Origin of the sequence: Moraxella sp. FZLJ2109 (assembly GCF_024296965.1) — a bacterium.
GTDB lineage: Bacteria > Pseudomonadota > Gammaproteobacteria > Pseudomonadales > Moraxellaceae > Moraxella.
The window spans coordinates 68,462-94,528 of the sequence record NZ_CP101112.1 but is presented as its reverse complement, the minus strand read 5'-3'; the positions used below and the strand labels follow the sequence as shown (position 1 = coordinate 94,528).

The 26,067-nt window shown below is 44.1% G+C and carries 27 protein-coding genes, 1 tRNA gene, 1 other RNA gene and 1 pseudogene; 8 read left to right on the top strand and 22 right to left on the bottom strand.

Translation table 11 applies throughout. From position 1 onward, the window contains the following. Positions 1-92 precede the first annotated feature (92 nt). The 11 genes and pseudogenes from asd to alaS form a co-directional block, all read right to left on the bottom strand. Positions 93-1,211 (bottom strand): aspartate-semialdehyde dehydrogenase, encoded by a 1,119-nt coding sequence (asd, locus tag NKU06_RS00490; protein ID WP_254732087.1) that lies wholly within the window; start codon positions 1,209-1,211, stop codon positions 93-95. A 333-nt stretch (positions 1,212-1,544) separates the two neighbouring features. Continuing rightward, on the bottom strand, positions 1,545-2,999 hold the full coding sequence (locus tag NKU06_RS00485) for an L-lactate permease (protein ID WP_254731513.1): 1,455 nt from the start codon (positions 2,997-2,999) through the stop codon (positions 1,545-1,547). 145 nt (positions 3,000-3,144) lie between these two features. Beyond that, a complete protein-coding gene (locus NKU06_RS00480) occupies positions 3,145-3,570 on the bottom strand; it encodes a hypothetical protein (protein ID WP_254731511.1) in 426 nt (141 codons plus the stop codon). 282 nt (positions 3,571-3,852) lie between these two features. Next, positions 3,853-3,928: transfer RNA gene (locus NKU06_RS00475), tRNA-Asn, on the bottom strand. 138 nt (positions 3,929-4,066) lie between these two features. Then, positions 4,067-4,259: non-coding RNA, 6S RNA (ssrS, locus tag NKU06_RS00470), on the bottom strand. Between the two features lie 192 nt (positions 4,260-4,451). Next, entirely contained in the window at positions 4,452-4,607 is a 156-nt protein-coding gene (rpmG, locus tag NKU06_RS00465; RefSeq protein WP_078253122.1) for a 50S ribosomal protein L33, read from the bottom strand. A 36-nt stretch (positions 4,608-4,643) separates the two neighbouring features. After that, positions 4,644-4,880, bottom strand: a complete 237-nt coding sequence (rpmB, locus tag NKU06_RS00460; protein WP_064602088.1) for a 50S ribosomal protein L28 — start codon at positions 4,878-4,880, stop codon at positions 4,644-4,646. A gap of 281 nt (positions 4,881-5,161) precedes the next feature. Continuing rightward, on the bottom strand, positions 5,162-5,509 hold the full coding sequence (locus tag NKU06_RS00455) for a HopJ type III effector protein (RefSeq protein WP_254731509.1): 348 nt from the start codon (positions 5,507-5,509) through the stop codon (positions 5,162-5,164). Between the two features lie 92 nt (positions 5,510-5,601). Further along, positions 5,602-5,769: pseudogene (gene csrA, locus NKU06_RS00450) on the bottom strand (carbon storage regulator CsrA); the annotation flags it as partial. A gap of 368 nt (positions 5,770-6,137) precedes the next feature. After that, positions 6,138-7,424, bottom strand: coding sequence for an aspartate kinase (locus NKU06_RS00445; protein WP_254731507.1), 1,287 nt, complete (start codon positions 7,422-7,424; stop codon positions 6,138-6,140). A 159-nt stretch (positions 7,425-7,583) separates the two neighbouring features. Then, the gene (gene alaS / locus NKU06_RS00440; protein WP_254731505.1) at positions 7,584-10,235 is read right to left on the bottom strand and encodes an alanine--tRNA ligase; all 2,652 of its coding nucleotides are present in this window, start codon (positions 10,233-10,235) and stop codon (positions 7,584-7,586) included. A 276-nt stretch (positions 10,236-10,511) separates the two neighbouring features. Between alaS and NKU06_RS00435 the strand changes: the two genes are divergently transcribed. Then, entirely contained in the window at positions 10,512-10,712 is a 201-nt protein-coding gene (locus NKU06_RS00435; RefSeq protein ID WP_253223846.1) for a hypothetical protein, read from the top strand. Positions 10,713-10,921: 209 nt separating this feature from the next. Here NKU06_RS00435 and purB read toward each other — a convergent pair whose 3' ends face one another. After that, positions 10,922-12,310: an adenylosuccinate lyase gene (gene purB, locus NKU06_RS00430; RefSeq protein ID WP_254731503.1), complete on the bottom strand. Its 1,389-nt coding sequence runs from the start codon at positions 12,308-12,310 to the stop codon at positions 10,922-10,924. A 186-nt stretch (positions 12,311-12,496) separates the two neighbouring features. Between purB and NKU06_RS00425 the strand changes: the two genes are divergently transcribed. Continuing rightward, a complete protein-coding gene (locus tag NKU06_RS00425; protein WP_254731501.1) occupies positions 12,497-12,940 on the top strand; it encodes a hypothetical protein in 444 nt (147 codons plus the stop codon). A 61-nt stretch (positions 12,941-13,001) separates the two neighbouring features. Here NKU06_RS00425 and mnmA read toward each other — a convergent pair whose 3' ends face one another. Then, positions 13,002-14,147 (bottom strand): tRNA 2-thiouridine(34) synthase MnmA, encoded by a 1,146-nt coding sequence (gene mnmA, locus NKU06_RS00420; protein WP_256523207.1) that lies wholly within the window; start codon positions 14,145-14,147, stop codon positions 13,002-13,004. Between the two features lie 99 nt (positions 14,148-14,246). Here mnmA and ispF point away from each other — a divergent pair, with 99 nt between their 5' ends. From ispF to NKU06_RS00395, 5 genes are all read left to right on the top strand, one after another. Further along, the gene (gene ispF, locus NKU06_RS00415; protein ID WP_254731499.1) at positions 14,247-14,723 is read left to right on the top strand and encodes a 2-C-methyl-D-erythritol 2,4-cyclodiphosphate synthase; all 477 of its coding nucleotides are present in this window, start codon (positions 14,247-14,249) and stop codon (positions 14,721-14,723) included. Positions 14,724-14,802: 79 nt separating this feature from the next. Next, positions 14,803-15,384 carry a DUF3828 domain-containing protein gene (locus NKU06_RS00410; protein ID WP_254731497.1) on the top strand — a complete coding sequence of 194 codons (582 nt, stop codon included), beginning with the start codon at positions 14,803-14,805 and terminating at the stop codon, positions 15,382-15,384. Between the two features lie 15 nt (positions 15,385-15,399). After that, positions 15,400-15,735, top strand: a complete 336-nt coding sequence (gene grxD, locus NKU06_RS00405) for a Grx4 family monothiol glutaredoxin (RefSeq protein ID WP_254731495.1) — start codon at positions 15,400-15,402, stop codon at positions 15,733-15,735. A gap of 57 nt (positions 15,736-15,792) precedes the next feature. Then, on the top strand, positions 15,793-16,428 hold the full coding sequence (locus NKU06_RS00400; protein ID WP_254731493.1) for a PIN domain-containing protein: 636 nt from the start codon (positions 15,793-15,795) through the stop codon (positions 16,426-16,428). Positions 16,429-16,506: 78 nt separating this feature from the next. Then, entirely contained in the window at positions 16,507-16,836 is a 330-nt protein-coding gene (locus tag NKU06_RS00395) for a hypothetical protein (RefSeq protein WP_254731491.1), read from the top strand. Between the two features lie 35 nt (positions 16,837-16,871). Here NKU06_RS00395 and NKU06_RS00390 read toward each other — a convergent pair whose 3' ends face one another. From NKU06_RS00390 to ycaC, 9 genes are all read right to left on the bottom strand, one after another. Next, on the bottom strand, positions 16,872-17,630 hold the full coding sequence (locus tag NKU06_RS00390; protein ID WP_254731489.1) for an ankyrin repeat domain-containing protein: 759 nt from the start codon (positions 17,628-17,630) through the stop codon (positions 16,872-16,874). Between the two features lie 28 nt (positions 17,631-17,658). Then, positions 17,659-17,970, bottom strand: a complete 312-nt coding sequence (locus NKU06_RS00385) for a hypothetical protein (protein WP_254731487.1) — start codon at positions 17,968-17,970, stop codon at positions 17,659-17,661. A 20-nt stretch (positions 17,971-17,990) separates the two neighbouring features. Next, the gene (locus tag NKU06_RS00380) at positions 17,991-20,348 is read right to left on the bottom strand and encodes a YgiQ family radical SAM protein (RefSeq protein ID WP_254731485.1); all 2,358 of its coding nucleotides are present in this window, start codon (positions 20,346-20,348) and stop codon (positions 17,991-17,993) included. A gap of 175 nt (positions 20,349-20,523) precedes the next feature. Further along, the gene (locus NKU06_RS00375) at positions 20,524-21,393 is read right to left on the bottom strand and encodes a pirin family protein (protein ID WP_254731483.1); all 870 of its coding nucleotides are present in this window, start codon (positions 21,391-21,393) and stop codon (positions 20,524-20,526) included. Between the two features lie 215 nt (positions 21,394-21,608). Then, positions 21,609-22,520, bottom strand: coding sequence for a pirin family protein (locus NKU06_RS00370; RefSeq protein WP_254731481.1), 912 nt, complete (start codon positions 22,518-22,520; stop codon positions 21,609-21,611). A gap of 113 nt (positions 22,521-22,633) precedes the next feature. Then, the gene (locus NKU06_RS00365; protein WP_254731479.1) at positions 22,634-22,927 is read right to left on the bottom strand and encodes a GNAT family N-acetyltransferase; all 294 of its coding nucleotides are present in this window, start codon (positions 22,925-22,927) and stop codon (positions 22,634-22,636) included. A 13-nt stretch (positions 22,928-22,940) separates the two neighbouring features. Next, positions 22,941-23,555 carry a glutathione S-transferase family protein gene (locus NKU06_RS00360; RefSeq protein WP_254731477.1) on the bottom strand — a complete coding sequence of 205 codons (615 nt, stop codon included), beginning with the start codon at positions 23,553-23,555 and terminating at the stop codon, positions 22,941-22,943. A gap of 43 nt (positions 23,556-23,598) precedes the next feature. Further along, positions 23,599-24,135, bottom strand: coding sequence for an NADPH-dependent FMN reductase (locus NKU06_RS00355; RefSeq protein ID WP_254731475.1), 537 nt, complete (start codon positions 24,133-24,135; stop codon positions 23,599-23,601). Between the two features lie 108 nt (positions 24,136-24,243). Next, the gene (ycaC, locus tag NKU06_RS00350; protein ID WP_254731473.1) at positions 24,244-24,867 is read right to left on the bottom strand and encodes an isochorismate family cysteine hydrolase YcaC; all 624 of its coding nucleotides are present in this window, start codon (positions 24,865-24,867) and stop codon (positions 24,244-24,246) included. A 207-nt stretch (positions 24,868-25,074) separates the two neighbouring features. On the opposite strand from ycaC, the gene NKU06_RS00345 reads away from it, so the two are divergent. Further along, the gene (locus tag NKU06_RS00345) at positions 25,075-25,983 is read left to right on the top strand and encodes a LysR family transcriptional regulator (RefSeq protein ID WP_254731471.1); all 909 of its coding nucleotides are present in this window, start codon (positions 25,075-25,077) and stop codon (positions 25,981-25,983) included. Positions 25,984-26,067 lie beyond the last annotated feature (84 nt).

Below are 26,067 nucleotides of genomic sequence, written 5' to 3'. Positions count from 1 at the left end.
AATATCATCAATAAAAATAGGTTGGCTTATTATAAAGCAAAGCTGACAAAAAAGCACATCGAAATCGATGTGCTTTTGATGATCTGCCTATCTTAGATGCGACCTTGTAGGATGGCCAACATACGGCGTAGTGGCTCGGCAGCACCCCATAGTAGCTGATCACCGACGGTGAACGCAGTCAGATACTCGCCACCCATGTTCATCTTACGCAGACGACCAACAGCGACATTGAGCGTGCCTGTGACAGCGACAGGGGTTAGACGTTCCATGCTGGCAGGTTTGTCATTTTCGACGACATCCAGCCATGGATTGTCGCTTTCACGCAAGGCGGCTTCGATTTCTTCTAGTGGAATGTCTTTTGTTAGCTTGATGGTCAGTGCTTGGCTGTGGCAACGCATCGCACCGATACGCACGCAGATACCATCGATGTTGATCAGATCATCGCCTGATTTGCCAAGGATTTTATTCGTTTCGGCTTGACCTTTCCATTCTTCACGAGATTGACCATTCTCAAGCTGGCTGTCGATGTACGGGATTAGACTGCCTGCCAAGACCGCACCAAAATGCTGTTTTGGGAAGCTGTCACTACGCTGTGTATCGGCGATGGTCTTATCGATCTCAAGGATGGCAGAAGCAGGGTCGGCAAGCTTATCAGCGACCGAATCACGCAGTACGCCCATACCGCTGATGAGTTCACGCATATTGTTGGCACCAGCACCTGATGCAGCTTGATAAGTCATCGCTGATACCCATTCTACCCAGCCGCGGCGGAATAGCTCACCGATGGCCATCAGCATTAGGCTGACGGTACAATTACCACCGATGAAGTCTTTTTTGCCATTGGCAAGGGCGGTATCAATCACATCACGATTGACAGGATCTAGAATGATGATGGCGTCATCTTCCATGCGTAGCGAGCTGGCTGCATCAATCCAGTAGCCATTCCAACCGCTGTCACGCAGTTTGCCATGTACAGCTTTGGTGTAGTCGCCACCTTGGCAGGTGATGATGGTATCGCATTTGGCAAGCTCTGTGATGTCATTGGCATCTTTTAAAGTGCCTGCATCCACGCCAAAGTCAGGGGCTTTGCCGCCAGCGTTACTCGTTGAGAAGAATACAGGCGTAATGTGTGCAAAATCGCCTTCTTCAATCATACGAGCCATCAGTACAGAGCCAACCATACCACGCCAGCCAACCAGACCAACTACCATTTTTTCTGCCATGTTAAAACTACCTTTTGCTTGGTGAAATCGCCCAATTAGACCATCACAATTGGACTAAATATCAAATAGCTAACTATGCCTTGTTATCGACAAAAAATCAAGTGTTTTTAACCGCTTTTGTAGAGTTATTTGTTTGGTTGAGCCAAACTTTTGTTTAAGATAACAAAACAATTTCAAAACCATCGCATGATTGGCTTTGAAAAATCTCACTGATATCTTTATAACTAGATGATTTTAAAAAGATTTTTTCATGCACTGCCGATGATTTTGGATGAAATTGATAATAAATAACGCTGATGATTTTCGCTATTGCCCATGATTTTATGTGATCAATAATAACACTGCCGCTGTCGCGATGATGCTGGCATACACGCCAAGCAGTAGCTTTAGCCCGAAGCTTAATAGACTTTTTTCGTCCAATGTGCCATCGACATTATTTTGGCTTGCGATGGTACAGATCAAAATAATCAGTGGCATGGATGTAAATACCGCAAAGCCTGCGCCAGCATTTTGGATCGCGGCAAACAGTAAATCATGCCCAAATTTATCCCCAAGCTGCACGCTGATGTCCATCAATAACGCATTGCCGCCGAGGTTTGAGCCTGTCACAAAGCCGCTTAGCATCGCAAAAATCGGCAAAATCAGCACATACAGCCACAGCCCGCCGACACCGTCAAGGCTTGCGATCAATGCTGAGATAAACCCTGCAAAGCCCATCAATTGCGCGAGCAAAATAAAGATAAACAAAGTCGCGCACGCCTTGATGCTCTTGGCGATCGGCAGATGAATGCGATAATGACGATGGCGAACCGCGATGCTTAAGATGGTCAAAGTGATGGCAAGACAAGGACTGGCAAACAGCACAAAATTCACGCCATGACCATGCAGCGTGCCAAGTTCTAGCAGATTTGGCATCGCATATACCAATAGCTTAATGGCGATGACAAACACGACCACGAGTAGATACGGTATCATGACGATGAGAAAAGTGCGTGTGGTTTTGGCAAGGGATTGCTTATTTTTGATTAAAAAATAAGCACAAAACACCACAAAGCTGATAAAGCCTGCAACCACACCAGCCAGCTCCACTTGATTGTAGCGATTGGCAAAGTACAACGCCGTGCCAAATACTGCGATGAGTAGCGCACAAAAGCCGATGTCACCAAGGTTTGGGCGAGATTGTTTTAGGAGTTTAAAGGCGGTCATGCTAAACAGCAGTAGATACAGCGGCACAAAATACGCCGTCATCACACCCAAAGTCGGCGCGTCCATGCCTGCCAATTTACTGCCAACCATGGTCGATAGCCCAAGCGTTCCCCATGAGATGATATTCATGCTCAGCATCGACAGCTGCGCGGCGGTCGTGGCATGATACAGTGAGAAAAACAGCGGCACAGCCAAAATCAGCGAGACGCCAAAGCCTGTGATCGACTCAATGGCAGGCAATAGCCCAAATAACAAAATCAGCACCTTGTGATGTGCATCAATCGGCAATGCCGCCAAAAAATCACGGATTTTAGCATTATAGCGATATTCATCGAGCAGCACGCCCAATGTCAAACCAGGTAAAATCACACAAAATGCCGTCAAAGATAAAATCAGTGTATTAACCACAGATGCGTGTATGATGGTTGTGTCCAGCCGCAAGCCATCGACCGTGACCGCTAAGAATAGGGCGGTTATGATACCGACAATGCCCGCGGTTTGGCTGGATTTGTGCAGCACGAGCATGGTGAATAGACTGATTAAAATCGGCAAGAGCAATAGGGCGATCATGTTATTATTCCTGTTATAAGCTTTTGATTTTAGCTGCTTTTAGTGATGACTATTATCCATAAATTATTATTAATATTTATTATAGATACTGCATAAAAAACAGTGCATGACAAGTATCATACACTGTTTTTAAGATTATTCAAGTTCAGCCACAGCTCACTTCAAGCGTTTGGCTAAGTTCGGCTAGGCTTTTGCCCGTACTAAAATCGCGATTTGCCGCTGGAACTTGTAAGCTGTCAAGCTGACTGGCAAACTCGCTGTCGCTTGTCGTACTGATCAGCTTGCCTGTGCAGACATCGACCGCGAAATAATGCGGTGCTTTATCGCCATTTGCCACGCCATAGACCAGTGTGTCATGCACAAGTAGTGGATCTTGTGCCGTCACTGCACCTGCATCAGGGGTAAATGCACCATCTTGATACAGATGATAATGCCCATCGGTTGCTAGGCGAAAATCCGTCTGCGCCACAGATACAGTCAGCTCGCCGATGCACCACGCGCTGATCACTACGACGATGGCCAGCGCGCCAATACCAAAGACTCTTTCTTTCATCGAAGTATATGCTTTCATAACAGCCATCCTTTTGTTTGTTACTCTGACATTACCGTTTGGTATAGTTATATTATAATAGCAAATTATGCAAAAATGAAATGATATATTTTTACAAAAAATGACTGAGCAGTCATTTTGAATAGAGTGGCGTATATTGGGGTGGTGATTGATGATAAAAGTTTTGGGGTAAAAGGGTGTTGGTAATAAAGTGGATCTGAGATTGGTGTGATATTGATAGACTGGAAAACCTTCCAATACAAAAAAGAAAAAGCCTTTCAAAATGAAAGGCTTTCTTGAATATGGCTCCCCAACCTGGGCTCGAACCAGGGACACACGGATTAACAGTCCGATGCTCTACCGACTGAGCTATTGGGGAATGTCGGTTATCTTTTCGCTTAACTGCTTAAGATGGTGCGTATTATAGCAGGTTATTTTTGCCTGTCAATACTTTTTTTTAAAAATTTTCGAAAAAATTTCGATTATTTGATCAATTCAATGCCAAAAGCACATAATTGAAAAAACCAAAGCACCGCTGCAAAGGGGTGACCATGAACCGTGAAGTTCAAGGCGGATAAGAGTAATGCTCATTACGGCTTCCTGATACATCACAAGGATGCAGGCCTGCACAACAGAAACATTGAACCCAAATCCTAAAATAAGATTATCGGCTCAGGAATACGCTTCACTGGCGAGTGCTCCAGTAGCGATTATTATAACAAATTGGTGAAATTTGGCAAGTGATTATTGTCAAATTTCGTGTAGTGTTTCGTAAATAACTTATTGATTTATTAGGAAAAATTCTCAAAAAGTGATGATGGCGAATGGCGATGGTCTGACAATGAACCAATAAAAATGCCCATTGAAAACTCAATGGGCATTTGAACAATTCAATTAAGCAATTATTTGATTTTTGCTTCTTTGAATAGAACATGCTGGCGAACTTTTGGATCAAACTTTTTGATTTCCATTTTGCCAGGCATGGTACGCTTGTTCTTAGTAGTGGTGTAGAAATAACCAGTACCAGCGGTAGAAACTAGTTTAATTTTATCTCTCATGATCGTATCCTTTAACTAATGGTATGTGGGGTCAAATTAGATTTTTTGACCTTGTGCGCGTAGGTCAGCAAGCACTTTTTCGATGCCGTGCTTGTCGATGATACGCATACCTTTAGATGAAACGCGTAGGCGAACAAAACGGTTCTCTGACTCTACCCAAAAACGATGGTTGTGTAGGTTTGGCAGAAAACGACGACGAGTTTTGTTGTTCGCGTGTGATACATTGTTACCCACTTGTGGGCGTTTTCCAGTCACTTGACAGACTCGAGACATGGTGAACTCCTAATCTTAGCGGCACGGATATTGAGCGGTATCAGGTGTGCCAGTCACAGCTTTGGTGCTTATTTATTTGTGGTATGGACACGGCACAAATAAAGCGTGACTTTTTCATGGTTAGGCCACTCTTTGCTTACCGTTAAAGGCGACGACAATCAAGAAGTAGCAGAAAAAATTAAAGCCCAAATTATACATGAAATGATTATAAAATACAAGTAGTATTCAGGCTTTTATGATAAAAAATACAGGGCGTATTATCTACAATAGCCCAGATATTTTTAAGTTTTTGGCGTCAAAGCATTGGTCGGCAGACCAAAACCGTGCCAACCGTAGTGCATGAAGTTACGAATATTGGCGTGATCTGTACCATCTGGTGTGGCAAGTACCGCGCGGTAATGCTCGGCAAATAGGCTTAGGGTGTCGATTTGGTTTAAGCCATGCAGTTTAGCCAAGCTAAATACTTTAGCACTGCCTTCATTAGTGCCAGCAGGGTTAGTCACATCACCATTGACAAATTCTACAGGCGTGTAAGTGTAGTGCTGCTCAATAAACGCAAGCACATCAGCAAAGGCTAGGCTTTCATTAGCGACGCCAGCCAATAAGTGTGAGATTTCAGTAGCTTTCATGACGCACCTTATTAGCGATTGAAATAATCATCATCATCGAATGATGGTGGCGCAAAGTTGCCTTGCTCAAGATGGCTCATGTGCATCTGCATAGAACGCTCGTGCTGAATGCGCTGATAGATTTCTTCACGGTGTACGGCGATGTCTTTTGGGGCATTGACGCCAAGACGCACTTGGTTACCTTTGACGCCAAGTACAGTAACACTGACTTCATCACCGATCATTAAAGTTTCGCCGACGCGACGAGTAAGAATTAGCATGATAAAACTCCTTAAAGATGATTTGCGCGATTGTTTATTATTAGCCTTGTGTGTCCTATTTTGTCAATCTTGCAAATCGGTGGTACACAGGGCAATGCCCATAAAAAGTGCCTAATGCGATATTATAATCCGCATTAGGCACTTTTGTCAGCAGTTTTTAGTCTGTTTTCGTTATATTTTGCATATCTGTATTATTGCTAAAATTAATTTATACAAAGATACTATAATTAATTTATACAAAAATACTATAGTCTGCCAGCCTTAAAATAATACTTCGTCAAACTTGCTTGTGGTACTGCTGTACAACTTCGTTTGTTTTTCTTGTCTTATTTTTAATTTGCTTGACTATACTTAACGCATAACTTTAATTACAAACCTGCAACTTTACTTTCGCCATCTTGACGATCCAGACCAAAAGCAGTGTGTAGCTCTTTGACGGCTTTTTCTAGGTGCTGCTCTTGGATTAGAACAGAGACCTTGATTTCGCTGGTAGAGATCATCTGTAGGTTGATGTTGTTGCTTGCTAGGGTGTCAAACATTTTGCTTGCCACGCCCGCGTGTGAACGCATACCAACGCCGACGATAGAGACTTTGACCACATCATTAGCACCAAAGACTTCGGTCGCACCGATCTCGTCTTTCACGCGCTCGTTTAGGATTTTTAGGGTTTTTTCGTAGTCGCCACGCTGCACGGTGAAGCTAAAATCGGTGTAGCCTTCTTGTGAAGCATTTTGGATGATCATATCGATTTCGATATTGGCAGAGCTCACTGGGCTTAGGATGGCTGATGCGATACCAGGGCGGTCTGGCACGCCGCGTACTACGATTTTTGCTTCATCGCGGTTGAATGCGATACCAGAAATTACTGCACGCTCCATATCATCTCCTTCATCAATCGTGATTAGTGTGCCGACATTTTGTTTAAAGTTGTCATCAAAGACGCCGTCTGCTGATTCGTCAAAGCTTGACAAAACGCGCAGTGGGACTTGGTATTTGCCTGCAAATTCTACAGAGCGGATTTGTAGGACTTTTGAGCCTAGACTTGCCATCTCGATCATCTCTTCAAAAGTGATTTTTGAGAGTTTTTTGGCTTTTGAAGTGACTCGTGGATCGGTGGTATAAACGCCATCAACATCGGTATAGATTTGGCATTCGTCTGCTTTTAGTGCAGCAGCTAGGGCGACGCCTGTGGTATCAGAGCCGCCACGACCCAGCGTGGTGACATCGCCAAGTTCATTGATGCCTTGGAAGCCTGCCACGACGACGACGCGACCTGCGTTTAGCTCGTTCATGATGGCATCAGTATCGATGCTTTGGATGCGAGCTTTGGTATGAGTATCATCCGTGCGAATGGCAACTTGACCACCTGTCATCGATTTGGCTTCAACGCCAATCGATTGCAATGCCATCGACAGCAGAGAAATCGAAACTTGCTCACCAGTGCAGACCATTTGGTCGTATTCGCGCGGATCTGGGTCGGTGGTAATTTCACGCGCCAGACCGATCAGTCGGTTGGTTTCGCCACTCATTGCTGAGACGACCACAACGACTTGATGACCATTGTCGTGCCAGCGTTTGACACGCTGAGCGACATTTTTGATGCGGCTGATGTTACCCATCGAAGTGCCGCCGTATTTTTGTACGATTAGTGCCATTATAGTTGCCTTGTAAATCACCCAATAGGGCTTGTCGTCAAGCGTCAAAAACGCTCATGGAAAAAAGCCAAATCCATCAAGCAAAGCTGTCGCGCGTCCGTGCCAGTCGGATATTGTGCCACAAAAACGCCGCCGTGCTTGTATGGTTTTGGGATAAGCTTATGCCAAATCGGCAGTAAGCTTGGTTTGTAATGCTTCTAAGACCGTAGCCAATTTGTCAGACTTTGGTGCACCGCCTTGGGCGTAGTCAGGTTTGCCGCCGCCTTTACCACCCAGCTCGCCAGCTAGATGGCGAATGATGTCGCCTGCTTTGACTTTGTCTTGAGCACCTTTGGCGACGCTGGCGGTGATGGCCAGATCATCGGTTTCGCCAACAATCACGATGATGCCATTGGTCAGACGAGATTTGAGCGTATCGGTCAGACCGCGAATGCTCTTACCATCGATGCCTGCAACTTTGGCAATCAGTAGCTGATACTCACCAATGCTGATTGCTTGATCTAGTAGGCTGACTGCTTGTAGGCTTGCTAGTTTTTGGCTTAGCTGTTCTAGCTGCTTTTCTAGCTCGCGTTGCTTCTCGCTTTGGCTTGTGATGCGTGGCAAGATTTCATTGCGTTTGGCTTTTAGGTTATTTGCCAAGGTTGCCAAAGTGCGTTCACCAGCTTGGATATAGCGTAGTGCACCCATGCCTGTCAAGGCTTCGACACGGCGTACACCGGCTGCGATACCGCTTTCGGAGGTGATCTTGAACATACCGATATCGCCTGTGCGTAGTACATGGATACCGCCACACAGCTCGATAGAAAATGGTGTTTTGTCTGCTTTTTCGCCCATGGTTAGGACGCGGACTGTTTCACCGTATTTTTCGCCAAACAGTGCCATTGCGCCTTTTTTCATCGCACTGTCGATGTCCATGTGTTCGATGCTGACGGTGGTGTTCTTTTGGATTTGTTCATTGACCAAGCGTTCTACTTGAGCCAGCTCTTCTGCTGAGATACTGCCATCATAAGAGAAGTCAAAGCGTAGCACTTCGCTTGAGACCAATGAGCCTTTTTGGGCGACGCCATCACCAAGTACGGTGCGTAGAGCAGCGTGTAGTAGGTGAGTCGCTGAGTGGTTCTTGGCAGATGCAGCACGCACATCATCGATGACTTGCGCGGCAGCAGCTTGTTTACTGGTGATTTGACCCATTTTTACGGTGCCATGATGAATGATGGCTTGACCTGATTTTTTGGTATCTTCGACGGCAAATACCCCTGACTCGGTGCTGATTTCTCCAGTTTCGCCGACCTGACCACCACCTTCGGCATAAAATGGGGTTGCAGTCAGGACGATGACACCGGTATCGCCTTCGGCAAGTGTATCCACTTCTTTACCATCTTGGTATAGGCCAACGATGGTGGTATCGGCAGCCAAGCTGTCATAACCCAAAAACTGTGTCGGGGTATCAACCTTAATGGCGGCAGAATAATCCACATCAAATTTACCAGCATCACGAGCGCGTTCACGCTGCGCCTGCATATGCGTTTCAAAGCCTGCTTCATCGATGCCAATCTCACGCTCACGAGCGATGTCTGCGGTCAAATCGACAGGGAAGCCATAGGTGTCATACAGCTTGAACACAGTTTCGCCATCTAGCGTATCGCCGTTATTGAGCTTTTCAAGCTCGCCTGAGAGTAGGCGTAGGCCTTGAGCAAGGGTTTTGGCAAATTGCTCTTCTTCTTTTTGGATAACGGCTTGAATTTCGGCCAGTTTTTCATTCAGCTGTGGATAGGCAGCACCCATCTCAATGGCTAGTGCTGGCACCATCTGATAGAAGAATGCACCTTCTGCGCCCAGTTTATTGCCATGACGCACGGCACGGCGGATGATGCGGCGTAGTACATAGCCACGGCCTTCATTACTTGGACGGACGCCATCAGCGATCAAGAATGATACCGCGCGGATGTGGTCAGCAATGACTTTAAGTGATGGCTGATCTTGGTTTTCGATACCAAGTAGCTTGGCAGCGGCATTCATCAGATTGGCAAATAGATCGACTTCATAGTTGCCATGAACACCTTGCATGATGGCACTGATACGCTCAAGACCCATGCCAGTATCCACCGATGGCTTTGGCAATGGTTCCATTGTACCGTCTTTTTGGCGGTTGAACTGCATAAAGACGCAGTTCCATACTTCGATATAGCGATCGCCGTCTTCTTCAGGTGTGCCAGGCAGGCCACCTTCAATATGATCGCCATGGTCATAAAAAATCTCAGTACATGGACCGCATGGGCCAGTATCACCCATCATCCAGAAGTTATCCGACTGGAATGCACCGCCTTTATTGTCGCCGATGCGGATGATGCGTTCGGGTGCAAGCCCGATGTCTTTGTGCCAAATGTCAAAGGCTTCATCATCGGTCTGATAGATGGTGACATACAGGCGATCTTTTGGCAGAGCAAGCCAGTCTTCTGAAGTTAAAAACTCCCATGCAAAAGCGATGGCATTTGCCTTGAAATAATCACCGAATGAAAAGTTGCCAAGCATCTCAAAGAATGTATGATGGCGAGCGGTATAGCCGACATTGTCAAGGTCATTGTGCTTACCGCCAGCGCGTACGCATTTTTGGGAAGTCACGGCACGCACATAGTCGCGTTTTTCAAGACCTAGGAAAGTGTCTTTGAACTGGTTCATGCCTGCGTTGGTAAATAGCAGGGTAGGGTCATTGTGCGGAATTAGGCTAGATGATGGGACATGGGTGTGCTGCTTGCTGACGAAAAAATCGATAAAGGCTTGACGCACTTGATTTAATTGCATTGTTTTCATAAATATCCTTTGCCAATCGTGGCGAATGTCAAACATAAAATCTGGTGGTCGCTGTTTAAATAAGCTGAGCGAATTACTCAACAAATATCCGACCAAAAACGCTTAATTTTAGCATAAAAGTTGGTAAATATCAGAGCTTTCATGCAAATTTTGAGAAATTTTTGTAAAAATTATCATACCCACAAATTTTTTATGGAAATTTTTATAAAAAGGCTTAACATTTGTGCAAAAAAGGTGTATAAATATAGCAAGGCTCAACACAATTGGAGTATTAAGATGAATTTACCATTATTAAGTATGTTATTTTCAATGGCGTTTACAGTGATTGTAGGTGTACTGATGATTGTGGCTTTTGTGACGGGTTTTGATAAAATGCCGCATATCGTTGGTGCTGTGGTCATCGGCGGTCTGATCAGCTTGCCTGTTGCGGTGGTTTTGACCAAGAAAATCAGCAACCTAACCAGTAGCAAAAGCTGACTGATTTAACTAACATCAAAAAACACGACAATAAGCCATATTGATTAGTAAATGTGGCTTGCGGTCGTGTTTCTTTGCTTAATAGTGCCAAATGCCTTAAAAGTGTCAAATAAGAGCAAATCTGAGCATTTGGCATAAAAATATAAAAAATAGCGACCTGACTAAACCAGATCGCTATTTTGTTTTATAGAACCGAATTTGACGGCTGATTATTTCAAATAATCCTTCAACACACGGGCTTGTGCTTCGGCATTACCTGTATAAGTGGCAGGGGTCATCACGGCTAGGCGTTCGCGGTCAGCTGCTGGTACGGTTGCCAATTCATCACCATTGACGAAATTCACCATCATTTCACGAGTCATCGCCTGACCACGGGTTAGGGCTTTTAGCTTTTCGTAAGGTTTTTCGACATTATAACGACGCATCACGGTTTGGATCGGCTCGGCAAGTACTTCTTGGGCATTGTCCAAATCTTCGAGTAGGCGGTCAGCATTAAGCTCAAGCTTGCCGATACCTTTTAGACAGGCATCAAATGCAATCAAGCTTTGGGCAAAACCAACACCCATATTGCGAAGTACCGTTGAGTCGGTCAAATCACGCTGCCAGCGGCTGATAGGTAATTTTTCGCCCAAGTGTGCAAGTACAGCATTGGCGATACCTAGGTTACCTTCAGAATTTTCAAAATCAATCGGATTGACTTTGTGTGGCATGGTTGATGAACCCACTTCACCTTCTTTTAGTTTTTGTTTAAAGTAACCCAATGAAATATAACCCCATACATCACGGTTAAAGTCAATCAAGATGGTGTTAAAACGACGCAGGGCATCAAACATCTCTGCCATGTAGTCGTGCGGTTCAATCTGTGTGGTATATGGGTTAAAGGTCAAACCTAGGCTTTCTACAAACGCTTGTGAGTGTTTTGGCCAGTCAACGCTTGGATAAGCAGATAGATGGGCATTGTAGTTACCGACAGCACCGTTAATTTTACCTAACAATTCCACTGCTTTGAACTGCTGAATTTGGCGATGTAGGCGATAAGCGACATTCGCCATCTCTTTGCCTAGCGTGGTTGGGCTTGCGGTTTGACCGTGGGTGCGTGATAGCATCGGCTGGGCGGCGTGCTTATCTGCCAAAGCGGCGATTTCATCGACGATTTTTTGCATACTTGCCACAAGCACATCACGGCCTGATTTGAGCATCAATGCGTGAGATAGGTTGTTAATATCTTCTGAAGTACACGCAAAATGGATAAACTCACCTGCATTGGCAAGCTCTGCGATGTCGGCAATTTGTTCTTTTAAGAAATATTCTACCGCTTTGACATCGTGGTTAGTGGTGCGTTCGATTTCTTTGATGCGTTCGGCATCAGTTTCTGAAAAGTTTGCCACAATCGCATCAAGGCGAGCGTTGGTCTCGGCCGAAAATGGGGCGATTTCACTGATTTGTGGGTGATTGGCTAGGGCTTGTAGCCAACGAACTTCCACAGTGACACGAGCGTGAATCAGACCAAATTCAGACAGATAAGGGCGAAGTGCATCGACTTTTGATGCATAGCGGCCATCAAGTGGTGATAGGGCGGTCAGGGTAGATAGGGTCATGAATAATCCTTAAAATCATCAAGAAAAAGGGCTTGGCGTATTATAACAAAAGTTTACACAGTTTTGGGGATTTGTGGTCAAAAAGTGCTTGTGTTGCACAAATTTTATGAATGGTGAACGAGTTTGACTTAGTTGTTAGGGTTTGATAAGGTGAATGTATGATGAATAAAATCAAGGAGATGCGTTATGAAACTTGAGTATCATTTGACAGTTGGGGAGTTGAACCGATATTTTGCCCGTAAATTTGATTGGCTAGTGATGCTGATTATCGCTTATGCAGTTGTCTTTGGTGTACAGTCCATCAATCAAGGTTCGGGTTTTCCTTGGGTGGGGGTGATGGTATTAATTGCGTCCATTGCATTGGTCTATGTACTGATTATTGGTGCGTTGTCGTTTTGGTGCAAGCCTGCAGTGATTGAAATCACTGATACTGGCATTCAAGAGACGATGAGCGGCAAGACGAGACAATGGGCGTGGCATAAGGTGGGTGATTTTGCACTCGATGAGCGGTATTTGACCATTAAGCTTGGTGCATCTATTGCCATCATACCGATTGAGCAAGTTGGTGTGGTAGCGGCGATGGATTTTTATGAACGCATTTATCAGCAAAAACGCTTGAAGCTTCAGTGAATCGAGATGATACAAAGCAAAAAGACGGCTAATAACCGTCTTTTTATTGATTGATAACCCATTAGCCAATATTGACATTACAGCCATCAATCACGCCACCACCTAGACACACATCACCATCATAAAACACGACAGATTGCCCAAGCGTAACAGCACGCTGCGGCTCATCAAATACCACACGCACTTTATCGCCATCGTGATATAAGGTGCAAGCTTGGTCAGGCTGACGATAGCGAGTTTTGGCGACAAGCTTCGCCCCATCGGCAGGCGGTGCAACTACCCAATCGAGCTTATAAGCGGTCAGCTCAGTAGACATCAGATAGGGATGCTCATGCCCTTGACCGACGATAAGGCGGTTATTGTCAAGGTCTTTGTGTAAGACAAACCAAGGCTCTTCAGGACGACCTGATACGCCACCGATACCGATACCACCACGCTGACCGATGGTGTAGTACATCAGACCATCGTGCTTGCCGATACACACGCCATCATCGGTATAGATATCACCTTGCTTGGCAGGTAGATAAGTTTGTAAAAAGTCTTTGAATTTACGCTCACCAATAAAGCAAATGCCCGTACTGTCTTTTTTCTTGGCGGTGGCAAGTTCGTATTTTTCGGCGATGGCACGCACGGCAGGTTTTTCAAGTTCACCCACAGGAAACAGCGTTTTGGCGATTTTGTCCCCGCCAACAGCGTGTAAAAAATAGCTTTGGTCTTTGTTGCCATCTAGTCCACGAAGTAGCTGTGCCTTGCCATCTACTGCAAAGCTGCGACGGGTATAATGCCCTGTGGCGATAAAATCTGCACCCAAAGTCAAAGCATAATCCAAAAAGGCTTTGAATTTTACTTCTTTATTGCACAAAATATCAGGATTTGGTGTGCGTCCTGCACTGTATTCTGCCAAAAAATGCTCAAACACTCTGTCCCAATATTCCATCGCAAAATTGGCGGTGTGTAGCTTGATGCCGATTTTGTCAGCGACGGCTTGTGCGTCTGCCAAGTCTTCTAAAGCGGTGCAGTACTCGGTGCCGTCGTCTTCTTCCCAGTTTTTCATAAATAAGCCTTCCACGGCAAAGCCTGCTTCTTTGAGCAGTACCGCAGAAACGGAAGAGTCAACACCGCCAGACATACCGACGATGACTTTGATGTCTTTGGGTTCTTTGCCAAGTGATTTGGCGACATCGGTTAGGGTGAATGGTGTGGTCATAGTTGTTCTTAATTGATAAAAATGAATGATTTATTATAGCAAATTTAGCCAGTTATTTTGTGTTATAATTGAATAATTCAAGGTTTTTAAGGAATTATCATGCTAAGAATTGGTCAGGGCTTGGATGTACACGCATTTACCGATGGCGATTTTGTGACGCTTGGTGGTATCCAAATTCCCCATACGCACGGTATCAAGGCACATTCTGATGGCGATGTGCTACTGCATGCTTTGTGCGATGCACTTTTGGGTGCGTTGGCACTCGGTGATATCGGTATGTATTTTCCTGATACTGATGACGCCTATAAAGGGGCGGATAGCAAGGTCTTACTTGCTTATGTGTATGACTTGGTTAAATCAAAGGGTTATCAGCTTGTCAATGCTGATATGACGGTGATTTGTGAAGCACCAAAACTATCACCGCACAACCTTGCCATGCGTGACTGTATCGCAGGCGTGCTAGGTGTGAGTGTGAATTGTATCAGCATCAAAGCCACTACCAACGAAAAAATGGGTTATCTTGGGCGTAAAGAAGGGATTTTTGCCAGCAGTGTGGTTTTGCTACAAAAAGTATAATATTTATTAAATTATTTGAAGTTTATAGCAATGTATGCTATAAATCATCTTGTATCTTATAATTGTTTTGGAGTCTATTATGAAGCTTAAAGTAATGATGCCAGTATTGCTTGGCTCAGTTATGATTGCATCTACTGCAAATGCTAGCTTTTGGGACAAGCTTAATGGCGTGCTAGATGGTGCTGGTAAAGTGCTAGGTACTGTGGGTGCTGTTACTGGCGGTAATAGTAATTCAGGTGTAGTGCGTTCTGCGCCAATGGCTCAAATTACAGATGAACAAAAGCAAATTATCCAAAATAGCATTCAAGCCAATACTGATGATAAATTTTTAAATGACTATATTTTGGAAGCAAAAGATAATGTAGCTCATTTTTTGGAAGTAATGTCTTGTCAGTATGATGGTGATAAACCTGCATTAGGTCGTATTATGGCATCAGGTGCAAATGTTAATTACACTACCATTATCCCAAGAACCAAATATCACCCAGTGGATCAGTGTATGACCGTTTCTTCAGTTGGCGGTTGGTATGCACCTGTTCGAGACAAGATTGTATTTAAAGTCACTTTTGTTTCAGATGTTTCAGGTGAATCGCTGCACAGAACGGTGAGTATGCAGAAAGAAAACGGCAAATGGCTTGTTGAAAACATTCTTAATATCTAATAATTGGAGAAAACCATGACAGACATCAATCCACAAATCAAAGAATTGATCGAAAACCAAATCAAAGACCATGCCGTGCTACTGTACATGAAAGGCACACCACAGTTCCCACAATGTGGTTTTTCTGCTCGTGCGGTAGAAGTATTGACCCAAATCGGTCGTCCATTTGCGTTCGTCAATATCCTAGAAAATCCTGAAATTCGCGCGACTTTGCCAATCATCGCCAACTGGCCAACTTTCCCACAACTGTGGGTCAATGGTGAGCTGATCGGCGGTAGCGACATCATCCTACAAATGTATCAATCAGGCGAGCTTAAGCCATTAATTGAAGAGCATACTCAGCCAGCCTAAGACTCCGATAGCTACTTGAATCAAGTAGCTATTTTTTTAATCATTTATGCGTGATTTATGAAATATTTATTGATTGATTTTGAAAATATCCAACCAAAAAATTTGGATCAACTGCCTTATGATCAAGTGCAGGTGTGGTTATTCGTGGGTGCTAAACAGCAAAACTTACCCACCACGCTGACCAATTCTTTATTAAAATTCAAATATAAACCCAAAATCATTCATCTGCAGAAATCGGGCAAAAATTTACTCGATTTTTATTTGAGCTATTATTCAGGGCAAATCATTGCCAAAGATCCACAGGCTGATCTGATTATCCTATCGAATGATAAGGGATTTGATGCGTTATTTGAACACATTGAAGAACAGCGGCAAGCTCACAGCATCAGACGCACTAATGACATCCATCTTGTGCAAGCGATGACCAAATCATCATCCAAGAATCATGCTGAAGATCAGCAAGCTCAACCAAGTCTGCAAATCTTTGCTGATTTTGATGATAAATCAGTTCGTAAACTATTAGATTTACTAAATAAAAATAATAATCATAGACCCAAAAAATTAAAATCCCTGCATAATGCAATTATCAATATTTTGCAATGTGATAAAGAAACCGCCAAAAAAGTCATCAAAGCACTCAAAAAACAAGGCTGTATTAAACTGATTGACAATAAAGTAATTTATGAGCGGTGATATTGCTTGATGGGCTTAGCTTGCAAATCCTACTTTTGTCCATATTAAGTGCGGTAAGATGACAATAAGGACAAACCCATGAACCCAATCAAACAAAGCTCCGAACAAATCCTAACCCTGTGCGAGACGCCAAATACGGCATTACAAGCCATTCATCTCATCATTCAGCATGGCGGTGCAGGCGAGTTGGCATGGCAAGTGGTGTACAACCGCGTGATGGCGGATCGTGATGTCGATGGGGCGTATTATTTGGCAAATTTTGCCATGCAGGTGCAGGATTTGCCTTTCGATGGCTTACCACTGGTTGAGCTTGTGCTCAAAGAGGGTGATGAGCATATGAAATTGGCATTGCTTGACAAACTGCCTGATGATGCCAAAGCTAATCTACAGACAATGGGTATTATCTAAAAAACCGCTGCGATGCATTACAGCGGTTTTAAGCTTTATTGACAGCTTGCCTTGCCAGTTCGGTGGTTGATGGCACCAAGGCTTGCCAGTAGCTGTTGCATTTCAACATGACCACGGGTACACGCATAAGAGTAGGCGGATTGGTTGTATGAGCCCATTTTTGGGTCATCGGTGGTGGCGACCAAGTTTAGATTTGCCCCTTGGGCCGCCAAATATTTGACGGTTTCAAGGCGGTTGTTACTGGCGGCGACCATCACCAAAGTTTCACCATCGCTTTCAACACTTTGATCATTGAGATCCACAGGTTGTTTGGCGTTTAGTTGTTGGTGGACTTTTTTGACGATGTTGGTATTTTTGCCCAGTACTGCCGATTTCATGACATTATACACATCGCCCGTGTCGGTGGCGTATAGGTCAGCGCCTTGAGCGATTAAATAATCCACCATGTCTTCATAGCCGATAAATGCCGCCCAGCCCAGCGCCGTCTGCTCAAGACTGCCGACATCTTTGGCTTCAATGTTTTGACCGTTTTGTACCATGTATTTGACGGTTGGCAAATCGCCGCGTTTGACTGCATCAAACCACGCTGCATCTGGACCTGTAGATGGCTTGTCATAAAACACACGCCAAGCCAATTTGTTTTCGTTGGCAATGTCAAAATTTTCTGCATCGCTAAAGCGAAAGTTTTGGGCTGGGGCGGGTTTGGTTTGGCTGTTTTGAGCATGGTCAGGTGTTTGACCGCTGACACAGGCAGTTAATAGACAGCCCAAAGTGATGATGATGGGAAGTTTCATAAAATCTCCTAATGATTTTGAAAAAAAATTAATCAAACAGCGGTAGACCTTCTATAAACAGCCGATGATGTTCAGCTGATATTGCCACTAATGCGACCAAAAAGGCAATCAGTAGCACCACAAAGCCGATGTATTTTAGTTTGGTGTGATAAAGTAGGGCTAATTTGCCACTCACCACACCAAAACCAAAAAACAGCCCCAAAAAGATGGCATGACCCAAGACGCCAACTTGATAAGTGATGAGTGAATACGCCACCAAAGCAGTAGCTGTCCACCAAGCCATCAGGCCAAGCCACGCCAGCAAGCGATACAACCGCAAAAAACATCCACACGCCGTCATTATTTAGCCTTTAGCCAGCATTATTTGCTTTTACGAGTCTTGTGCTCACCTGTCTTGCGTGGTGGCAGTCCAGTATGCTGGGTCAGCACTCGCCCTTTGGGTGGTTGACGGTGTTGCGAGTTGCCATGATTTTGGCTTTTTGCACCTTTTGTAGCGGCGTTGCCTGTCCGCTTGATGCTATCACCATTGGCACTGGAGTTCTTTTTACGAGCTGATTGATAGCTGCCTGTGCCAGCAGGTTGATAAGTTGGAATTAAATGCTGTTTACTATTGCCAATTAAATCCGATCGCCCCATTTCTTTTAAGGCTGTTCGTAACAATTCCCAATTATTGGGGTCATGATAACGCAAAAAGGCTTTATGCAGGCGGCGACGTTTCTCACCTTTGACAATATCCACATCTTCACTGGTGCGAGAGACTTTCGCTAGCGGATTTTTCCCTGAATAATACATGGTCGTTGCGGTTGCCATTGGACTTGGATAAAAGGTTTGCACTTGGTCAGCACGGAAACCATTTTTTTTGAGCCAAATTGCCAAATTCATCATATCATAATCGCTGGTTCCGGGGTGAGCAGCGATAAAATAAGGAATCAAATATTGTTCTTTACCTGCTTCTTTACTAAAACGGTCAAACATCTGTTTAAAGCGGTCATAAGTACCAATCCCCGGTTTCATCATTTTAGATAAAGGGTTTGCTTCAGTATGCTCTGGTGCAATTTTTAGATATCCGCCTACATGATGCGTAACCAATTCTTTGACATATTCAGGATTTAACACCGCCAAATCATAACGCAACCCTGAACCAATCAAAATCTTTTTAATGCCGCGGATTTCACGTGCTTTACGATAAAGTTGGGTCAGTGGAGCATGGTCAGTATGCAGATTTTGACACACACCTGGGTAAACACACGATGGTTTACGGCAATTTTTTTCAATTTCAGGGTCCTTGCAATGCAAGCGATACATATTCGCTGTTGGCCCCCCAAGGTCAGAAATAATGCCTGTAAAATTTGGTGCGGTATCACGGATTTTTTCCACTTCTCTTAAAATGGATTCTTCCGAACGATTTTGGATAATTCGCCCTTCGTGTTCGGTAATGGAACAGAAGGTACAGCCCCCAAAACAACCCCGCATAATATTGACCGAAAACTTAATCATATCAAAAGCAGGGAAACGAGCATTACCATAGCTTGGATGTGGCAAGCGAGCATAAGGCAAATCAAAAATATAATCCATCTCTTCGGTGGTGAGTGGAATTGCTGGTGGATTTAGCCAAACATCTCTATCGCCATGACGTTGCACCAATGCACGAGCATTCCCAGGGTTGGTTTCTAGGTGCAAAATACGATTGGCATGGGCATACATCACACGGTCATTTGCCACTTGTTCAAAACTTGGCATACGAATGACTGCGAGTTCTCGTGGTGGTAATTTGTGTTTAATGGCTTTTGAGGGTTGCAGACTGACAATTTGCGTATCACTTGGCAAATCATCACCTGCTTTTACGATTGGATTTTCGACCACATCTTTGTTAAAGTTTTGATATTGTTCTGTTTTATTTTGCTCAATTTCACAATCGGCAATATCTTCCATCATCACATAAGGATTGATAATTGGGTCAACTCGCCCAATCGTATCTACATCATTACTGGCAATTTCAATAAAATCTTTTTTAAGATGGCGATTAGATTTATTTAAAATAAATGCTGTACCACGCACATCGACAATCGTTTTGATAGTTTCACCACGAGCCAAGCGGTGCATGATTTCAATAATTGCACGCTCACCATTACCATAAACCAAAATATCAGGTTTTGCGTCCATTAAAATGGAGCGACGCACTTTATCTGACCAATAATCATAATGGGCGATACGGCGCAGACTGCCTTCAATTCCCCCTAAAATAATCGGCACATCGCCAAAGGCTTCACGGCAACGCTGACAATACACCGTCGCTGCACGGTCAGGGCGTTTATTTGGCACATTATCAGGGGAATAGGCATCATCAGAACGGATTTTGCGGTCAGCCGTATAGCGGTTAATCATACTGTCCATATTGCCTGCGGTAACACCAAAGGCAATGTTTGGTTTGCCAAGCACTTTAAACGCATCAGCAGATGTCCAATCGGGCTGGGCAATAATGCCAACACGAAAACCTTGTGCTTCAAGCGTGCGTCCAATCACCCCTGAACAAAATGATGGGTGGTCAATATAGGCATCACCACACACTAAAATAAAATCGCAACTATCCCAACCAAGCATATCCATTTCTGCTTTGGACATGGGTAAAAATGGTGCAGGTTCAAAACAACTTGCCCAATATTTATCATAATCTAAAATATTTTTGGCAGTTTGGCGGTGTTTATAAGCGGTGGACATGGATAGCGTTACCAAATAAAAAGTAATAATGAAAACTTCTCATTTTAGCATGAATTTTATTCAAATTGGGGGAATGTTGTGGGCTTTTGGTAAATTGATTTGAAAATGAAGCCATAAAAAAATCACGCCAAATGTGTAGATCTGGCGTGATTTTCATTAGGATAATTTGGGTGGCTTATTGTACGATCTGACCAAATTTACCGCTTTGGACATCTTGCATGGCTTGGATGATTTCTTCGCGAGAATTCATCACAAACGGACCGTAGCCAACGATTGGCTCGTTGATCGGTTCGCCTGATAGCACCAGCACTTTGGCGGCGTTATTGGCTTCTAGCATCACGCGATCACCACCTTTGGCAAAGGTCACAAGCTCGGCAGGGTGCGCGATGTTGTCGCCGTTGATTTGCACCGTGCCATCTTGCACCAGTAGCAGTAGATTATGGCTTTCTGGAATGGTGAATTCATACTTGCCACCTGCATTTAGGCGTACATCCCATAGGTTGATCGGAGTGAAAGTGCTTGCTGCGCCTTTGGTGTCACTTAAATCACCTGCAATCAGACGCGCCACCCCTTGACCATCCAAATCAACAACAGGAATGTCATCATTGGTGATGGCCTGGTATTTTGGCGGCGTCATTTTATCTTTGGCAGGTAGGTTCACCCACAGCTGCACCATCTCAAAATCACCACCAGTTTCTGAGAATTTCTCTGAATGAAATTCTTCGTGCATCAGTCCGCTGCCCGCGGTCATCCACTGTACATCGCCTGTACCGATGATGCCACCGCCGCCTGCTGAGTCTTTGTGCGCCACTTCACCCTGATAAGCGATGGTGACAGTCTCAAAGCCACGGTGTGGATGCTCGCCCACGCCGCGATGATGGCTGCTGTGATTGGGTGCAAAATGCTGCGGTGATGCATAGTCCATCAATAAGAATGGATCAAGATTTTTGTGCGTTTCTTGATAATTGAACATACCGTGAACATGAAAGCCATCACCGACCCAATGTTTTTGTGGTGCTGGATAGATTTTTAGAACTTGTTTCATTGCAAAACCCTTAGATGATTAATATGATGGCGCTATTATGGGGTTGCTAAGATAAGAATAAAACAGGGATAATTGCAACTATAAGTTTCATATTTGCAACTTAATCGGCTATTTTTGGTAATGATAATGCAATAAAAGTTGTGCTGCAAAAATCCTATCATAAAAATAGCGCAATAAAAAATGCGATAAACTCAGTTATCGCATTGTAGATTTACTTAAGATTGTAGCGTATCAGGTATTTCAGGCGCAACCAATCTACGAAGCTGCGTACCATCTAGGTTAATCGTGCCGAATCGCTCATGACCTGCATTCCAATCACTCACCGCGCGCTTAAGATCGTCGATGTTATCTGCGACGAAGTTCCACCAGATGTAGGTCGGATGTGGCAGTGGCTCACCGCCAAGCAGCATGATGTGCGTGCCTTGAGTGGCTGATAATTCAAGCGTATCTGTCGCATTGGTGCAGTCGGATAATACCACCAGCTCATCTTGGCCATAGCGTTTGCCATTGATGACAAGCTCGCCTTTGATGACCAGAAAACCATATTCAAAGCCTGCGACTTCTTCGATCTCAAAGCTGCCATCTTGGGTGAACTGCATATCCACACCCAGTAGCGGACTGTACTGTGCGGTTGGTGCTGTATGTCCGTGATAACTGCCTGTTGTTAAGATATAATTCACACCATCACGGCTCCAAGTCGGTAGCTGTGGATAATGCTCAAAGCTTGGTTTGATGTCCTGATCCATGGGCAGGGCAATCCATAGCTGTACGGCGTGTAGGTCTTTGATGCCGTCAGGGGTTTGTTCGGTGTGGCTGATGCCTGTGTGGTTGCCTGTGCCTGCGGTCATTAGATTGACTTGCTTTGGGCGAATCAGCTGACGATTGCCAAGGCTGTCTTGGTGCCATACTTCGCCTTGAAGCATCCAAGTGAAGGTCTGAAGATTGACGTGTGGATGTAGACCGACTTGTAAGCCATCTGAATCATCGGCAAATTTTAGTTCATCTGAACCGGCATGGTCCAAAAAGCACCACGCGCCAACGGTCTTGCGGCGCGCTTGTGGTAGCAGGCGAGCCACAGGAATGCCACCGACATCTTTGGTCGTGGCGGTATATTTATCAACGCTCATAAAAAATTCCTAAAAACTTTACTTAAAAAATAACCATGATCTACTTCGCATTATCCACCAAACTACCATAGCATCCAAAACCAAAACTACACCTTGGTCAATGATGCAGACTATTATGGATAATCGACCGTATTTGCCTGATATTCTGGATTTTTTTCAATAAATGCACGCACCATTGGACAAATAGGTTTAACCTTTAGGCCTTTGGCGGCAGCATCATCTAAAATGGTTTTGATTAAAAATTTAGCAATGCCACGACCGCCTAATTCTTTAGGCACTTCGGTATGGGTGTAGGCAATTCCGCCATCAAACAGCTCATAATCTTCAAAGGCGATAAAGCCATCGACATGAATTTCAAAACGGCTCAGCTCTTTATTATCAATGACGGTATAGCTTGTATCTGTCATGATTTATCCCTTTTTAGGCATGAATGCCTTCTTCTGCCATGGCTGTTTTTAAGCCAACATTGTCACTGATACGCTCATAAAACGCCACTAAGTTTTCCAATGAACTGTAGTCAATTTTTAGACCACGACACCAACGAAGTAGCACAAATAAATAGACATCAGCCACTGAAATATCATCAGCTAAATACGCTTGTGCCCCAAGGCGAGTATTGGCTTGAGCCAGCATACGCAAAATTTCACTGCGTGCATGAGTTTGCATATCGGCTTTAAACCCTTCATCTTGTACATAATCAGGTAAATGGAATAATGGTGAGAAGGCTTTATGCACATCACCATTTAAAAAAGTTAGCCAACGCATTGCCGTTGCACGACCCTCAGCCGTACGACTACCAAATAGTTTAGCTTCTGGGAATTTTTCATCTAAATAGCTTAAAATAGCCACATTTTGCGATAAGACAAACTCACCATCGACCAATAAAGGCACAGCCCCTTGTGGATTTAAGGCTAAATATTCAGGTGTTTTAGTATCGGCAAGTTTCATTGCTTGAGCTTCAAAGGCTGTACCTGTCCATACCAGTGCAGTATGCGGTACGAGTGAACACGCCCCAGCCATATAATAAAGTTTCATAGGATATCCTTGTATTGGTAAAAAATTAATTGATGAATAAAGCTTATTGCACCCACTCGGCAAACGCCGTGGCAAATTTAATTAAAAATTGACTGGTACGCTCATTGGCGACTTGCCCTTGTTCATTCAAGGCAGTATGGGCTTGGCTTAAATACACTTCAGGCGAGCGAAAAACATCCGCACCGACCGCTTGTAGGCTTTGACGCAGATGCAAACCTGAATTAATTCCGCCATACGAACCTGGGGAAGCTGTCACAACCGCCACTTTTTTATTTGCCCATAGGTTTTGACCGTTTGGACGAGATGCGATATCCAAAACATTTTTCATGGCGGCAGGGATGCTGCGGTTATGCTCGGGCGAAACAATTAAAACGGCTGTGGCTGATTGAATTTGCTTGCGGACACGCTCATAGCTTGCAATGTTATCTTGATCCAAATCTTGGGTATAAAGTGGTAAATCAGCAATGACAACTTCTTCTACCGTCAAATCGCTTGGCAAATGACCCACAATATGATTGGCGATTTTGCGATTTAGAGAATTTTGGCTAAGACTGCCGATAATCAAGGCGATGTTGGACATTGTAAAATCCTGTTGGAATAAATCCAACTATTATAAAAGAAAAGATGACAAACATAGTCACCTTTTAAGCCATCTTTTCTATTTATTTACAAAATTGATACGAATTACTTATTTTTGGGTAAGTGTTGTATAACTGTTAATCAAATTGCGATAGTCAGGGATGTGATTTGAGAATAATGTACCCAAACCTTCAATGTCATTACGCCAATCACGGTGTAATTCACACGCAGCACCGAACCAAGTCATTAATTGAACACCTGCTTGGCTCATGCGATCCCACGCAGCATCACGGGTCATTTGGTTAAATGTACCTGACGCATCAGTAATCACAAACACATCAAACCCTTCTTCAATCGCTGAAAGTGCAGGGAATGCCACACAAACTTCAGTCACTACACCTGCGATAATTAATTGCTTTTTGCCAGTGGCTTTAACGGCTGCCAAAAACTCTTCATTATCCCACGCATTGATTTGACCTGGGCGAGCGATATATGGTGCATCTGGGAACATTTCTTTTAGTTCAGGCACAAGCGGGCCATTTGGGCCTTCTTCAAATGAAGTGGTCAAAATCGTTGGCAAGCCAAAATATTTTGCCAAATCTGCCGTTGCTAATACATTGTTTTTAAATTTGTCTGGGTCAATATCACGCACCAGTGATAAAAGACCTGTTTGATGGTCAACCAATAACATGGCTGCATTGTTTTTGTCTAAACGAACATAAGGTTTTGACATGGTAAGTTTCCTTAAAATTTAATGGTTAAAAAGTCTTATAATGACTTTGGTGTTTCAGAGTAATCTCCATGAATGTGTATTATACAGGTTGCAAAAAATAGAATAAGATGTAAAATAACAATCTAAAGTTGCAAATATGAAACAAATTTATCCTGCAAATCAATGATAAAGCTTTAAGATAAAGCATGGGATTGAGTGAGTGAAACGATGCCAAAACCTATCCAGAAAATTGACCTAAATGATATGCGACTGTTTGTCTCTGTGGTGCAGGCGGGCAGTCTGACCAAGGCATCCGAGCTGCTCGATGTGCCAAAATCGCACCTAAGTCGCCATCTGACCGATCTGGAAAACAGCCTTGGCACGACGCTGATGGATCGCGGCAGGCGTGGCGTGGTGCTCAACGAGCTTGGCACACGCTTTTATCATCATGCCCAAGAAATGCTTAAAGCCGCACAGCTTGCCATTGATGATGTGCAGGATAATTTGCAATCGCCCAGTGGTTTGATCCGCTTGTCTGTATCGACTGAAGTGTGTCGCGGGTTTTTGATGCATCATTTGGCGGAATTTTTGCGCTTGTATCCTGATGTTCAGCTTGAGGTACAAGTTGATAATCGTAAGGTAAATATGATCCAAGATGGCATCGATATTTCGCTGCGTGTCGGCTCGGTGGATAATGACAATGTCATCGCGCGTAAGCTGTTCAACATTGAATTTGGGTTGTTCGCCAGTGCCGACTACATCGCACGCATGGGTATGCCGAGTACGCCCAATGAGCTGTATGGTCATCAGCTGATCCATAAATACGATGGTGTGCCGTGGCTGTTTCACCATAAGGACAGTAGCATTTTGATCGATGCTAAGAATCGCTTTATTTGCAACGATAATAATTTGGCAGGCAATATGGTCGGCGACGGTGTCGGTATCGGAATGCTGCCGCTGTTTGATAATGCATGGCAAGCTGACTGGCTGCGCGTACTACCCGAATGGCAGATTGATGGCGTGCCTTTGTACATCATTTATTATAAAAATCGCGGTGCGGTGCCTGCGGTGCGTGCCTTGGTGGAGTTTATTTTACAAAAATCGGATTTGGTCAAATCACCCAAGCAAGCCGACTGATATTGTAAACCGTCATTGAATATTCTGATTGAATTACCAATAAAAAACAGCCTTGTCACTTAGTGCAAGGCTGTTTTTTATGCG

Excerpts from the sequence above, each read along its gene's own strand:
- asd (WP_254732087.1), bottom strand. The coding sequence starts at position 1,211 with ATGGTAGTTGGTCTGGTTGGCTGGCGTGGTATGGTTGGCTCTGTACTG.
- NKU06_RS00485 (WP_254731513.1), bottom strand. The coding sequence starts at position 2,999 with ATGATCGCCCTATTGCTCTTGCCGATTTTAATCAGTCTATTCACCATG.
- NKU06_RS00480 (WP_254731511.1), bottom strand. The coding sequence starts at position 3,570 with ATGAAAGCATATACTTCGATGAAAGAAAGAGTCTTTGGTATTGGCGCG.
- rpmG (WP_078253122.1), bottom strand. The coding sequence starts at position 4,607 with ATGAGAGATAAAATTAAACTAGTTTCTACCGCTGGTACTGGTTATTTC.
- rpmB (WP_064602088.1), bottom strand. The coding sequence starts at position 4,880 with ATGTCTCGAGTCTGTCAAGTGACTGGAAAACGCCCACAAGTGGGTAAC.
- NKU06_RS00455 (WP_254731509.1), bottom strand. The coding sequence starts at position 5,509 with ATGAAAGCTACTGAAATCTCACACTTATTGGCTGGCGTCGCTAATGAA.
- NKU06_RS00445 (WP_254731507.1), bottom strand. The coding sequence starts at position 7,424 with ATGGCACTAATCGTACAAAAATACGGCGGCACTTCGATGGGTAACATC.
- alaS (WP_254731505.1), bottom strand. The coding sequence starts at position 10,235 with ATGAAAACAATGCAATTAAATCAAGTGCGTCAAGCCTTTATCGATTTT.
- NKU06_RS00435 (WP_253223846.1), top strand. The coding sequence starts at position 10,512 with ATGAATTTACCATTATTAAGTATGTTATTTTCAATGGCGTTTACAGTG.
- purB (WP_254731503.1), bottom strand. The coding sequence starts at position 12,310 with ATGACCCTATCTACCCTGACCGCCCTATCACCACTTGATGGCCGCTAT.
- NKU06_RS00425 (WP_254731501.1), top strand. The coding sequence starts at position 12,497 with ATGAAACTTGAGTATCATTTGACAGTTGGGGAGTTGAACCGATATTTT.
- mnmA (WP_256523207.1), bottom strand. The coding sequence starts at position 14,147 with ATGACCACACCATTCACCCTAACCGATGTCGCCAAATCACTTGGCAAA.
- ispF (WP_254731499.1), top strand. The coding sequence starts at position 14,247 with ATGCTAAGAATTGGTCAGGGCTTGGATGTACACGCATTTACCGATGGC.
- NKU06_RS00410 (WP_254731497.1), top strand. The coding sequence starts at position 14,803 with ATGAAGCTTAAAGTAATGATGCCAGTATTGCTTGGCTCAGTTATGATT.
- grxD (WP_254731495.1), top strand. The coding sequence starts at position 15,400 with ATGACAGACATCAATCCACAAATCAAAGAATTGATCGAAAACCAAATC.
- NKU06_RS00400 (WP_254731493.1), top strand. The coding sequence starts at position 15,793 with ATGAAATATTTATTGATTGATTTTGAAAATATCCAACCAAAAAATTTG.
- NKU06_RS00395 (WP_254731491.1), top strand. The coding sequence starts at position 16,507 with ATGAACCCAATCAAACAAAGCTCCGAACAAATCCTAACCCTGTGCGAG.
- NKU06_RS00390 (WP_254731489.1), bottom strand. The coding sequence starts at position 17,630 with ATGAAACTTCCCATCATCATCACTTTGGGCTGTCTATTAACTGCCTGT.
- NKU06_RS00385 (WP_254731487.1), bottom strand. The coding sequence starts at position 17,970 with ATGACGGCGTGTGGATGTTTTTTGCGGTTGTATCGCTTGCTGGCGTGG.
- NKU06_RS00380 (WP_254731485.1), bottom strand. The coding sequence starts at position 20,348 with ATGTCCACCGCTTATAAACACCGCCAAACTGCCAAAAATATTTTAGAT.
- NKU06_RS00375 (WP_254731483.1), bottom strand. The coding sequence starts at position 21,393 with ATGAAACAAGTTCTAAAAATCTATCCAGCACCACAAAAACATTGGGTC.
- NKU06_RS00370 (WP_254731481.1), bottom strand. The coding sequence starts at position 22,520 with ATGAGCGTTGATAAATATACCGCCACGACCAAAGATGTCGGTGGCATT.
- NKU06_RS00365 (WP_254731479.1), bottom strand. The coding sequence starts at position 22,927 with ATGACAGATACAAGCTATACCGTCATTGATAATAAAGAGCTGAGCCGT.
- NKU06_RS00360 (WP_254731477.1), bottom strand. The coding sequence starts at position 23,555 with ATGAAACTTTATTATATGGCTGGGGCGTGTTCACTCGTACCGCATACT.
- NKU06_RS00355 (WP_254731475.1), bottom strand. The coding sequence starts at position 24,135 with ATGTCCAACATCGCCTTGATTATCGGCAGTCTTAGCCAAAATTCTCTA.
- ycaC (WP_254731473.1), bottom strand. The coding sequence starts at position 24,867 with ATGTCAAAACCTTATGTTCGTTTAGACAAAAACAATGCAGCCATGTTA.
- NKU06_RS00345 (WP_254731471.1), top strand. The coding sequence starts at position 25,075 with ATGCCAAAACCTATCCAGAAAATTGACCTAAATGATATGCGACTGTTT.